A 10,267-nucleotide genomic window follows, 5' to 3' on the forward strand; every position below is an offset into this window, starting at 1 on the left:
TCCCGGCCGTGGACCTGGTCATCCGCGGGGCCCGCGTCGTCGACGGCACGGGCGGGCCCTCGTACACCGCTGACGTCGGCGTGCACGAGGGCCGGATCGCCGAGATCGGCCGCATACCCGGCGGGGGCCGCAGGACCCTCGACGCGCACGGGCTGGCCCTCGCCCCCGGCTTCGTCGACATGCACGCCCACAGCGACCTCGCGCTGCTCCGCGACCCGGACCACAGCGCGAAGGCCGCCCAGGGCGTGACCCTCGAAGTCCTCGGCCAGGACGGCCTGTCGTACGCGCCGGCCGACGACCGCACCCTGGGCGAGGTACGGACCGCCATCGCGGGCTGGAACGGCTCCGGCGACGACATCGACTTCGACGGTCCCGACGGCTTCGACTGGCGCACGGTCGGCGGCTACCTCGACCGCCTGGACCGAGGCGTCGCCGTGAACGCCGCGTACCTCGTCCCCCAGGGCACGGTCCGCGCGTACACCCTCGGCTGGGACGACCGCCCGGCGAGCGCGGCCGAGCTGGACCGGATGCGGCAGCTGGTCGCCGACGGCCTGGCCCAGGGCGCCGTCGGCATGTCCTCCGGCCTGACCTACACCCCCGGCATGTACGCCTCCGGCGCCGAACTGACCAAGCTGTGCCGCGTGGTGGCCCGGTACGGCGGCTACTACTGCCCCCACCACCGCTCGTACGGCCACGGCGCCCTGGCCGCCTACGCCGAGATGGTCGACCTCACCCGCGAGGCCGGCTGCGCCCTGCACCTCGCGCACGCCACCATGAACTTCGGCGAGAACCGGGGCCGCGCCCCCGAGCTGCTCGCCCTGCTCGACGCGGCCCTGGCCGACGGCTGCGACATCACCCTCGACAGCTACCCGTACACCCCCGGCTGCACGACCCTCGTGGCCCTGCTGCCCAGTTGGGCGAACGAGGGCGGCCCGGAGGCGGTCCTGGCCCGCCTGCGCGACGACGCCGAGGCCGCGCGGATCCGCCACGCGCTGGAGGTGACGGGCGCCGACGGCTGCCACGGGGTCCCCGTCGACTGGTCGACGATCGAGATCTCCGGCACCGCCGATCCCGCCTTCGCGGGGTACGTCGGCACGCGCCTGGACGGCTGGGACACCGCCCGGCGGCTGCTGCTCGGGGACCGGCTCGCGCCGACGGTCCTCCAGCACGTCGGCCACGAGGAGAACGTCCGGGCGATCATGCTCCACCGCGTCCACACCGGCGGCTCCGACGGCATCCTGCAGGGCGCGAAGCCGCACCCGCGCGCCTACGGCACCTTCCCGCACTACCTCGGCCACTACGTCCGCGAGCTCGGCGTGCTCTCCCTCGAGGAGTGCGTCGCGCACCTGTCCGGCCGCCCGGCGGCCCGCCTGCGCCTGCCCGACCGGGGTCTGGTCCGCGCCGGCCACCGGGCCGACCTGGTCCTCTTCGACCCGGACACGGTCGCCGCCGGGTCCACGTACGAGAACCCGCGCACGCTGCCCACCGGCATTCCGCACGTCCTGATCGACGGGCGCTTCGTGATGCGCGACGGACGGCGCACGGACGTGCTGGCGGGCCGCTCCGTCCGCCGCACTCCCCACGCTGCCGGCGCTCCCCGCACTCCCCCGGCGTCGTGACAGGGACATTTACGATGAACCGATGGTCGCCTTCGCCCTCGCCGCCCTGTTCTTCCTCGCCTTCGGCATAAGTGCCCGACAGGACCGCCGCGGCTTCCGCAACGCGGTGCTGTTCGGTCTGACCTTCATCACCTTCTCGTTCGCCCTGCTCCTCCAGGTGCCCGCGCTGCCGCACTGGCTGGCCATGCCCGTGGTCCTGCTCGTCTTCGCCGTCCCCACGCTCGGCACCCTGGCGCTCGGCGTCTTCCTCGTCGCCAACGGCCTGACGATGGTCCGCAAGGAAGGCAGCCGCCCGCCCAACCTGCTGTCGATGGTCGCGGGCCTCGGGATCTTCGGGATGATCGCGCTGCTGCTCCTCGTGGGCCGGTACGGCTCCACGGTCGCGCACGGCATCGCGGCGACCCTCACCCTGGTCGTCGCCTACGTCTCCTTCATCTTCCTGTGCTTCCTCGGCTACGCCTTCCTGTACGGGCGGATCAAGGTGCGCGGCGACGTCGACCACGTGGTGATGCTGGGCTCGGGCCTGGTCGGCGGCGACCGGGTGCCGCCGCTGCTGGCCTCGCGGCTGCGCAAGGGGCAGGAGATCTACGAGACCCAGCTGGCCCGGGGCGGCCGCCCGCCGGTGCTCCTCGTCTCGGGCGGCAAGGGCTCGGACGAGCGGGTCTCCGAGGCCCGGGCGATGGCGGACTGGCTGATCGCGGAGGGCGGCGTTCCGGCGGAGCACGTCCGGCTGGAAGACCGGTCCCGGACGACGGAGGAGAACATGCGGTTCTCCCGCGAACTGATGCTGGCGGACGACCCCGGCTACCGGTGCGTGGTGGTCACCAACAATTTCCACGCCTTCCGGGCCGCAATGATGGCGCGCAAGGCCGGGGTGAACGGGCAGGTGCTCGGCTCGCCGACCGCGAGGTACTTCTGGCCGAGCGCCACGATCCGCGAGTTCGTCGCGGTGTTCTGGGAGCACAAGGCCGTGAACCTGGGAATCTGCGGCCTGCTCGTGGCCCTCGGCGCCCTGGTGACGATCACCGTCTGACCTCGTCCGTTCGGGTCAAGGTGCGTTCATGGAGCTGCCGCCGGAGGATGGGGCCAGGGAACACCGGGGGACACCCGGTGTGCACCGGAGGAGGTACGCGATGGACAGTGAATCGGACCAGCAGCCCACGCGGTCGGACCGGCTCTTCACGGGCGGGGAGCGACCGTACGACCCCGAGGACCTCGTGATGGCGACAGGCCACGACCCGACTCCGGAGCGGGTCGAGAAGGCGCGCCAGCTGATCGAGAAGGAAGGCCCGCAGGTCATCGAGCGCTACCTGCCGTAGCGCTCTGTTCGCTCCGTTCGCATGCTGCTGAAACCCCGGTCTGAGGTCGCACCTCGGGCCGGGGTCGTTTCGTACTCGTACTCGCGCTCGTGCTCGCGCTCGTGTCGCACGCGGGGGCGGGCAGGGCGGGGCCGCATCCAGAGCCGGTGAATGCTCGTTAGCGGTCCGGGGGACACAACCCTAAGGACAGGTGAATGCACGCTCTCGATGTCGATTGGGACCGCCCCACGGACCCGCGCCCCGGCCCGCGGCTCGACCACGTCCGCGCGTACGTGAGCACGGCGGGCGCCGACGGACACCTGTGGCACGGAGTGCCCACCCTGCTGCTCACCACCGTCGACCGCGCCACCGGCCGGACGGTCCGCACCCCGCTGATCTACGGCGAGGACGCGGACCGCCTCGTCGTCGTGGCCGCCGGGTACGGCGCCCCGGAGCACCCTGCCTGGTACCGGAACCTCGCCGCCCACCCGGAGGTCCGCGTCCAGGTCGGCGCCACCGTCTCCCGGGCCGTGGCGCGCACGGCGACGCCGGAGGAGCGGGAGACGTACTGGGACATGATGACGGGCTTGTGGCCGGCCTACGAGGACGACCAGGCCTCCGCGGCGCCCCGCGAGATCCCGCTGGTGATCATCGAGACGTGACGGTGGCAGAAACGGTTGGGCGGACTGGTGTGCCCGTTGGGACCGCTGGAGTCGCCGGGGTCGCTAGTCGTTGACGTCGAAGCGGACCGAGCGCACGAGCAGCCATTCGGTCGCCGGCCGGCCGTCGGGCCGCAGCCGCCAGTCGGGACCGTCGCAGTCGGCGCCGAGGTAGACGGTCACCCAGGAGTCGGTCCGGTTGTGCGGGGCGTAGCCGGGATCGGCGTCGTCGGAACCGACCTCTTCGAGGTTGATGCACCTGTCGCTCTCCGGGTCGTGCAGGGTGCCGGCCTGCTCCACACCGTTCTGGTCGCGGTACTTGTAGTGGAAGTCGCCGGTGGCGGCGAGAGCCGACGCGGGGAGTGACAGGACCAGCGCGAAGGCGGCGACGGCAGCGGCGGCGGTGTTGCGGAGCTTCATGACGGGGTGAATCCCTTCCGGGGGCTGAAGCGTTCGGGGCTTGTGCGGGCACGACCCTAGGAGGCCTCGGAAGGGCGAATCGATCCTCCGGAATCCCTCGGCGTGGCGGGCCGCGTTCCTGACCACCGCCGCCACCCGTTCGGGTCACCGATCACCGAAACGGTGGCCTGACCCCTCCCCGATCGGCTACCAACGGGGCGGGAAGGGGGAACAGTTGAACGCACACACCCATGAGCAGGGCCGGAGCCGCGACAACGGGCCGTTCCTCCTCGCGAAGGTACTGGCGGACGCCCTCGTCACCATCGGCCGGCCGCGGCCGCGCGAGGGGACCTCCTCCGCCGCCGCCTGCCCCTTGTGCGCGGCGCCGTCGTCACGCGTGGTCGTAGACGGTGACCTGCACGTCGCGCGCGCAGAGCGCGTCGGTGATGAGTGGTTCGATGCGTGACCAGGTGCCGCCGGCGAGTCCGCACCCGATGCGCGGCATGTGGACGGTGGCGCCCAGCTCGACGGCGTGATCGGCCAGGGCGGCGAGGCAGCGCGCGACGGCGTCGTAGCGGATCGGCGGGCCCCCGCTTCCGGTGCGCATCCCCCGCTGACCGACCATGTTGGCCACCCACACGTCGGGCTTCACCCGCACCAACTGCACGGCCCCGAGCCCGAAGTCGTTACCGCTGCGCCCCCGATGCCAGGCCCGGTACTCGGCCTCCGGCTCCGACCACCGCCGCGAAACGGCGAGCACGAACCCCTTCCCCCACCCCCCGAGGTCGTTGCAGACATGAGCGATCACCTTGGGCCCCTTGGCCTGCGGACTCGTCGCATCTCCAGCGATGATCTTGAGCGGCTTCATACTCGAAAAGGTATGCGAGACCACTGACATCGGGGGGAGGTCGGGGGCGGTGGCTTCGGGGGTCGGGGTCTCAGCGGGGCGGGATCAGAGAAGGTTTGGGGGTTTCCCGTCAGTCCCACTGTCTCCCCGGGTCGGGCCGGTCTGTAAAGGGTGCTCCCTTCGGTCGCGTCGCTTCGCGATGGCCTTCGGCCACCCTTGACCGACCGTCCCGCCCCGGAAAGACAGGACTGTCGGGAAGCCCCCAAAAGAACGGTCCACTGGTTCCATGAATGAGCAGGGGCCATCAGGGACCGGCTCCAGGGGTTCCGTGCGGCAGGGTTTGCGCCCGGGCCCATAGGGAGGGGATCCGGGCCGGGGGCGGCCCAACCCGCACGAGACAGCGACCAGAAGCCCCTCGGGAGCCGCCGGCGCGTCAGATCGCCACGTGCTCCCCGTTGATTGGCGGCTACGGGGGGGTCAGCCGTTCAGGGACGTCATCAGCTCGGGGGCGTAGCGGTCGCCCGAGGCAACGCCGTGGGGGGCCACGGCGTCGATGGCGGCCAGGTCCGCGTCACTGATCGTCACAGCGGTGGCGGCGATGTTCTCCTCCAGGTAGCGGCGGCGCTTGGTGCCCGGGATGGGTACCGCGCCCTGGCGCAGGGTCCACGCCAGAGCGAGCTGCGAGGGCGTGACGCCCTTCTCCGCGGCGAGGCGGCGCACCTGGTCGACGACGGCCAGGTTGCGGTGGAAGTTCTCGCCCTGGAAGCGGGGGTCGGTGCGGCGGAAGTCGTCGGCGGCGAAGTCGTCGGGGCTGGTGATGGCTCCGGAGAGGAATCCCCGGCCGAGCGGGGAGTAGGCGACGAGCCCGATTCCGAGCTCGCGCAGGGTGTCGAGGACACCGTCGTGCTCGATGCCGCGCTCGAAGAGGCTGTACTCGGTCTGTACGGCGGCCAGCGGGTGGACGGCGTGGGCGCGGGCGATGGTGGCGGGCGCGGCTTCGCACAGGCCGATGTGTCGGACCTTGCCGGCGGCGACGAGCTCGGCCAGGGCGCCCACGCTCTCCTCGACGGGCACGTTCGGGTCGATGCGGTGCAGGTAGTACAGGTCGATGTGGTCGGTGCCCAGGTGGCGCAGGGAACGGTCGACCGAGTGGCGGATGTACTCGGGGGTCGCGTTGTGGCCGCGGAAGGCCCCTTCGTCGGTGAACTCGACGCCGGTCTTCGTGGCGATCACGGCGGCTTCGCGGCGGCCGGCCAGCGCCTTGCCGAGAAGCTGTTCGTTGAGGAAGGGCCCGTAGCCTTCGGCGGTGTCGAGGAGGGTGACGCCGAGCTCCAGGGCGCGGTCGATCGTGGCCAGCGACTCGACCTCGTCCGTGGCTCCGTAGTGGGCACTCATGCCCATGAGCCCGAGCCCTTCGGCGCCGACCTTCAGTCCCTGGCTGCCCAGTGCGCGGATGTCCATCGTGGTCCCCTTCGAAGTAACTAACTGGATAGATAGAGCATGCATCGCACCTGCGGCCGATGTCAATAACCAGATAGTTACTTGCTAGCCTTGAGGCATGGCACGGGATTCCAGCGCGACCAAGGCGCGCCTGCTCGATGCGGCCTTCTCCGAGTTCGCGACGTACGGCATCGCCGGTGCGCGAGTCGACCGCATCGCCGAGGCGGCACAGGCGAACAAGCGGCTCATCTACGTCTACTACGGCAACAAGGAGCAGCTCTTCGACGCCGTGCTCCAGCGGGCACTGGAGACGGGCTCGGAGTCCGTTCCGTTCAACGCCGACGACCTGCCCGGCTACGCGGGCGCCGTCTTCGACCACCTCACCGAGCGGCCGGCCCTGATGCGTCTGGTGCTGTGGAAGCAACTGGAGCGTCCGGGGACCACGGACACGGAGGCGGCGTCCTACCAGGGCAAGATCGCCGCAGTGCGGCAGGCGCAGGAGTCAGGCCGCATCGACGCCGGGATGGACGCCACCGATGTACTGACGCTGGTGATCGCCATCTCGCAGGCGTGGTTCGGTGCGGTCGGCACCGACTGGGCGCCGGAGCAGCTCGCCCGCCACCGCGCGGCGGTGGTGGAGTCCGTCCACCGGATCACCACCCCGTCCAGCACCTGACCCACGACGAGCGTGGGCGGCTCACGTCCAACCCCAGACGGCCGTCAGCCGCCAAACAATGAGCAACCGCGTAGCGATCTGACGCGCCCACCGACCCCGGATCCCCTCCAGATAGGCCCGGGCTCAGACGCCGCCCCAGGGGCCAGGGAGCCGGTCGCTGATGGCCCCTGCTCATTCATGGAACCAGTGGACCGTTCTTTTGGGGGCTTCCCGACAGTCCTGTCTTTCCGGGGCGGGACGGTCTGTCAAGGGTGGCCGAAGGCCATCGCGAAGCGACGCGACCGAAGGGAGCACCCTTTACAGACCGGCCCGACCCGGGGAGACAGTGGGACTGACGGGAAACCCCCAAACCCTCCCTGATCCCGCCCCGCCGAGACCCCGACCCCCGAAGCCCCCGCCCCGCCCCTCGGACCTCCCCCTCACAAGTACTCGCGCGCGAACTCCACCGCCCACTCCACCGCGGCCACCGGGACGCTCCCCGCGTGCGGGTCCAGGCTGAGGCGGGCCGTCTCCCAGCCCTGGCCGTGTTCGCGGTGGATCGCGAAGCACCCCTGGTCCGTGCCGGCCGGACCGGACACCAGGAACTCGATCGCCCGATCATCGCCGTCCGTGCCGACCGTGGTGATCGTCATGTCACCGACTACGAACTCCACTGCCCCACGCCCCTCGGTAGCCGCCGTTCCGGATCTCCAGCCTCCCCCCACCACCGGCCCGCCGCATGAGCCCGCGTACTCAGCCCGCGTACTCACCCACCCCACCCCAGCCCGCCCCCAGCGTGACGAGCGCAACACCCCCAACTCCCCCGCACCCGCCCACCCCGCCTCCCCACCCATTCCGCAGGCCGTACCGCGACCCCAGCCCCGCATTCCAAGGGTGGACCGCACCAGCACCCAAGCATTACCCGAAACAGGACATATCGCCCGCCACCCCTCCCGCCCAAATGGCGCGCCACGGCCGCACCCGGCCCCGTAAGCTCCCGTCATGCAGGTGATCCAGTCAACGAAACTCGCCAATGTCTGCTACGAGATCCGCGGCCCCGTCCTCGAAGAGGCGATGCGGCTCGAAGCAGCAGGTCATCGCATCCTCAAGCTCAACACCGGCAACCCCGCGGCCTTCGGCTTCGAGTGCCCGCCGGAGATCCTTGAGGACATGCTCCGCAACCTGGGCAACGCCCACGGGTACGGGGACGCGAAGGGGCTGCTCTCCGCGCGCCGCGCGGTCATGCAGCACTACCAGACCAAGGGCATCGACCTGGACGTCGAGGACATCTACCTCGGCAACGGCGTCTCCGAGCTGATCCAGATGTCCATGCAGGCGCTGCTCGACGACGGCGACGAGGTCCTCGTCCCCGCGCCGGACTACCCGCTGTGGACCGCCTCCGTCTCGCTCGCGGGCGGTACGGCCGTGCACTACCGCTGCGACGAGCAGGCAGACTGGATGCCGGACCTCGCCGACATCGAGCGCAAGGTCACCGACCGCACCCGCGCCATCGTGATCATCAACCCGAACAACCCGACCGGCGCCGTCTACGACGACGAGATGCTGCGCGGGCTCACGGACATCGCGCGCCGCCACAACCTGGTCGTCTGCTCGGACGAGATCTACGACCGGATCCTGTACGACGGCACGACGCACACGAACACCGCCACCATCGCGCCGGACCTGCTCACCCTGACCTTCAACGGGCTGTCCAAGAACTACCGCGTCGCCGGCTACCGGGCCGGCTGGATGGCGGTCTGCGGCCCCAAGAAGAACGCCTCGTCGTACATCGAGGGCCTGACGATCCTGGCCAACATGCGACTGTGCGCCAACATGCCCTCGCAGCACGCCGTCGCCACCGCCCTCGGCGGCCGGCAGTCGATCAACGACCTGGTGCTTCCGGGCGGGCGGCTGCTGGAGCAGCGCGACACGGCGTACGACCTGCTGACGCAGATCCCCGGCATCAGCTGCGTGAAGCCCAAGGGGGCGCTGTACCTCTTCCCGAAGCTCGACCCCTCCGTCTACAAGATCAAGGACGACCGGCAGATGGTCCTCGACCTGCTGCGGGCCGAGAAGATCATGGTGGTGCACGGTACGGGCTTCAACTGGCCCGAGCCCGACCACTTCCGGATCGTGACGCTGCCGAACGCCAAGGATCTGGCGGACGCGGTGACCCGGATCGGGAACTTCCTGGACGGCTACAGCCAGCCGTAGCCCCCGATAACCCCGCCCCCAGGGGCCTCGCTCGAGTTTCGACAGGATTCAGCTCAACTTTAGAATGATTCCAATGTAGGATGGTCTCCTGACCACGCAGGAGGCCACCTCATGTACGAGCCGATCCGCACCAAGTCGGTCGTCCACCGCATGGGCGCCGCCCCGGCCGACTATCCGCACCGCAGTCGCAGCGAGGCCCTGGACATCCAGCTCGCCGGGCACCTCGCGGCCCTGCTCGCCGTCACCGACGAGCTCGGGCTCGACGAGGCCGCCGCCCGGATCGCCGCGCAGGTCGCGCGGCTGCGGGGGGCCCAGCCCACCCGTGCCCCGCAGTCGCCGTCGCCGTCGTACGACCCTGCCGACGGCACGGACACGACCACGGCCCTGCACCAGCGTGCGCACGACCTCGCCGCCCGCGCGCTCCTCGTCGCCGCGTCCCGCGCCGACACCACCGTCGCGATCCTCGCCGCCGAGCGCATGGACGCGCACGCCGCCGCCCTCACGTCCCAGGACCTGGCCGGCGCCCTCTGACGGCCCCGGTCCGGGGCCGCGGAGGCTCCGGACCGGGCGCCATAAACCCCTGCTGCACCCCTGACCGCGGCCGGACACGTCCTACGGCTCGGGGCTGAATTCCGCGTCCGCGACCCCGCACCACGGGACCGTCGCGACCGGCCAGACCGGGCCGACCGCCTCGCCGTACTCGGTCGCCCCCAGGGCCACGCCCGGGATCTTCACCAGCGCCTGGGCGGCCCGCCCTCCCGGCACCGGGTCCGCGGATTCGCGGAACTCCACGGTCACCACGTACGCGCCCGGCCCCTGCGGCCTGCCCGCGGCCGTCACCGCGGCCACCACCCGCCGGCTGGCCGGATCGATGCGGCACCCGGTCACCCGTACGTCCTCCGCCGCGGCCCGCGGCGCCGCCTCGCCGGCCGCGCCGCCACTGGCCCACACGTACAGCCCCAGCGGGGCGAACACCAGCAGCCCGGCCAGCGTCACCAGACCGACCAGCCAGCCCTGCCACTTCAACGCGCTCACGCCCATGCCCAGATCCTCCTCGGCAGCAGCCCCTCCCACCAGCACCCACGGGCTCACACAGCATTTCGAAGTGGGACCGCCTGGACACCTGACGTTCATTC

The 10,267-nt window shown here is 71.2% G+C and carries 12 protein-coding genes; 7 read left to right on the forward strand and 5 right to left on the reverse strand.

Features of this window, described 5'->3' with window-relative positions; all coding sequences use genetic code 11:
• Positions 1-8 precede the first annotated feature (8 nt).
• From OHA89_RS14740 to OHA89_RS14755, 4 genes are all read left to right on the forward strand, one after another.
• Complete coding sequence (locus OHA89_RS14740) at positions 9-1,619, forward strand: amidohydrolase family protein (protein ID WP_406366350.1); 1,611 nt, start codon at positions 9-11, stop codon at positions 1,617-1,619.
• Positions 1,620-1,641: 22 nt separating this feature from the next.
• Positions 1,642-2,652 carry a YdcF family protein gene (locus tag OHA89_RS14745; protein WP_266607872.1) on the forward strand — a complete coding sequence of 337 codons (1,011 nt, stop codon included), beginning with the start codon at positions 1,642-1,644 and terminating at the stop codon, positions 2,650-2,652.
• A 100-nt stretch (positions 2,653-2,752) separates the two neighbouring features.
• Positions 2,753-2,938 carry a hypothetical protein gene (locus tag OHA89_RS14750; protein WP_257554480.1) on the forward strand — a complete coding sequence of 62 codons (186 nt, stop codon included), beginning with the start codon at positions 2,753-2,755 and terminating at the stop codon, positions 2,936-2,938.
• A gap of 194 nt (positions 2,939-3,132) precedes the next feature.
• Positions 3,133-3,579, forward strand: a complete 447-nt coding sequence (locus OHA89_RS14755) for a nitroreductase/quinone reductase family protein (RefSeq protein WP_266607874.1) — start codon at positions 3,133-3,135, stop codon at positions 3,577-3,579.
• Positions 3,580-3,642: 63 nt separating this feature from the next.
• Here the strand turns inward: OHA89_RS14755 and OHA89_RS14760 are convergent, their stop codons facing one another.
• The 3 genes from OHA89_RS14760 to OHA89_RS14770 form a co-directional block, all read right to left on the reverse strand.
• The gene (locus OHA89_RS14760) at positions 3,643-3,996 is read right to left on the reverse strand and encodes a hypothetical protein (protein WP_266607876.1); all 354 of its coding nucleotides are present in this window, start codon (positions 3,994-3,996) and stop codon (positions 3,643-3,645) included.
• 370 nt (positions 3,997-4,366) lie between these two features.
• The gene (locus OHA89_RS14765) at positions 4,367-4,843 is read right to left on the reverse strand and encodes a macro domain-containing protein (RefSeq protein ID WP_215148310.1); all 477 of its coding nucleotides are present in this window, start codon (positions 4,841-4,843) and stop codon (positions 4,367-4,369) included.
• A gap of 456 nt (positions 4,844-5,299) precedes the next feature.
• The gene (locus tag OHA89_RS14770; protein ID WP_257554482.1) at positions 5,300-6,283 is read right to left on the reverse strand and encodes an aldo/keto reductase; all 984 of its coding nucleotides are present in this window, start codon (positions 6,281-6,283) and stop codon (positions 5,300-5,302) included.
• A gap of 97 nt (positions 6,284-6,380) precedes the next feature.
• Here OHA89_RS14770 and OHA89_RS14775 point away from each other — a divergent pair, with 97 nt between their 5' ends.
• Positions 6,381-6,938 (forward strand): TetR family transcriptional regulator, encoded by a 558-nt coding sequence (locus OHA89_RS14775; RefSeq protein WP_266607881.1) that lies wholly within the window; start codon positions 6,381-6,383, stop codon positions 6,936-6,938.
• 419 nt (positions 6,939-7,357) lie between these two features.
• Here the strand turns inward: OHA89_RS14775 and OHA89_RS14780 are convergent, their stop codons facing one another.
• Positions 7,358-7,570, reverse strand: coding sequence for a hypothetical protein (locus OHA89_RS14780; RefSeq protein WP_266607883.1), 213 nt, complete (start codon positions 7,568-7,570; stop codon positions 7,358-7,360).
• A gap of 349 nt (positions 7,571-7,919) precedes the next feature.
• Between OHA89_RS14780 and OHA89_RS14785 the strand changes: the two genes are divergently transcribed.
• Positions 7,920-9,131 carry a pyridoxal phosphate-dependent aminotransferase gene (locus tag OHA89_RS14785; protein WP_266607885.1) on the forward strand — a complete coding sequence of 404 codons (1,212 nt, stop codon included), beginning with the start codon at positions 7,920-7,922 and terminating at the stop codon, positions 9,129-9,131.
• Between the two features lie 111 nt (positions 9,132-9,242).
• Positions 9,243-9,662: a hypothetical protein gene (locus tag OHA89_RS14790; protein ID WP_215148315.1), complete on the forward strand. Its 420-nt coding sequence runs from the start codon at positions 9,243-9,245 to the stop codon at positions 9,660-9,662.
• Positions 9,663-9,743: 81 nt separating this feature from the next.
• Here the strand turns inward: OHA89_RS14790 and OHA89_RS14795 are convergent, their stop codons facing one another.
• Complete coding sequence (locus OHA89_RS14795) at positions 9,744-10,166, reverse strand: hypothetical protein (protein ID WP_406366351.1); 423 nt, start codon at positions 10,164-10,166, stop codon at positions 9,744-9,746.
• Positions 10,167-10,267 lie beyond the last annotated feature (101 nt).

It is taken from the genome of Streptomyces sp. NBC_01546 (assembly GCF_045208355.1).
GTDB lineage: Bacteria > Actinomycetota > Actinomycetes > Streptomycetales > Streptomycetaceae > Streptomyces.

Coding starts and splice junctions, on each gene's coding strand:
- OHA89_RS14745 (WP_266607872.1), top strand. CDS start 1,642: ATGGTCGCCTTCGCCCTCGCCGCCCTGTTCTTCCTCGCCTTCGGCATA.
- OHA89_RS14750 (WP_257554480.1), top strand. CDS start 2,753: ATGGACAGTGAATCGGACCAGCAGCCCACGCGGTCGGACCGGCTCTTC.
- OHA89_RS14755 (WP_266607874.1), top strand. CDS start 3,133: ATGCACGCTCTCGATGTCGATTGGGACCGCCCCACGGACCCGCGCCCC.
- OHA89_RS14760 (WP_266607876.1), bottom strand. CDS start 3,996: ATGAAGCTCCGCAACACCGCCGCCGCTGCCGTCGCCGCCTTCGCGCTG.
- OHA89_RS14765 (WP_215148310.1), bottom strand. CDS start 4,843: ATGAAGCCGCTCAAGATCATCGCTGGAGATGCGACGAGTCCGCAGGCC.
- OHA89_RS14770 (WP_257554482.1), bottom strand. CDS start 6,283: ATGGACATCCGCGCACTGGGCAGCCAGGGACTGAAGGTCGGCGCCGAA.
- OHA89_RS14775 (WP_266607881.1), top strand. CDS start 6,381: ATGGCACGGGATTCCAGCGCGACCAAGGCGCGCCTGCTCGATGCGGCC.
- OHA89_RS14780 (WP_266607883.1), bottom strand. CDS start 7,570: ATGACGATCACCACGGTCGGCACGGACGGCGATGATCGGGCGATCGAG.
- OHA89_RS14785 (WP_266607885.1), top strand. CDS start 7,920: ATGCAGGTGATCCAGTCAACGAAACTCGCCAATGTCTGCTACGAGATC.
- OHA89_RS14790 (WP_215148315.1), top strand. CDS start 9,243: ATGTACGAGCCGATCCGCACCAAGTCGGTCGTCCACCGCATGGGCGCC.